The 381-nt window shown below is 66.7% G+C and carries 1 protein-coding gene; it reads right to left on the bottom strand.

What is annotated here, in order from left to right; all coding sequences use genetic code 11:
- The coding region (locus AB4111_RS31235; RefSeq protein ID WP_442035151.1) for a hypothetical protein at positions 1–197 on the bottom strand (197 nt) is incomplete at its 3' end.
- Between the last annotated feature and the right edge of the window lie 184 nt (positions 198–381).

The following is a 381-nucleotide window of genomic DNA, read 5'->3' on the forward strand; positions in this document are numbered from 1 at the left end:
GTCCAGGCCAGCTTGCGCTTGGGATCGTCGGAGAACGACACCCACGCCCCCTGCCCCGGCAGGTTCACCCCCAGCATCGCGCCGGAGTTGGGGCAGTGCGCGGTGATCTCGCGCCCGTCGTCCAGCACCAGGTCGACGAAGAAGCGCTTGTAGCGCTGGACGATGCGGCCGTGGGTAAGCGGTTGCGGCAGAAGCATGCGGGGCCTAAGTCGGATAGGTGTCTGAGACAGGGTGTAGGGGACGGCGATCATGACCGCCAGCAAGGATCGGGTGACGGCGGCGGTGCTGATCATCGGCGACGAGATCCTCTCGGGCCGCACCCAGGACGTGAACCTCAACGCCATCGCCAAGTACCTGGCGACCTACGGCGTGGACCTGTGC

The sequence above is a fragment of the Paenibacillus sp. 2KB_22 genome (assembly GCF_052115745.1).
Taxonomy (GTDB): Bacteria; Bacillota; Bacilli; order Paenibacillales; family Paenibacillaceae; genus Paenibacillus.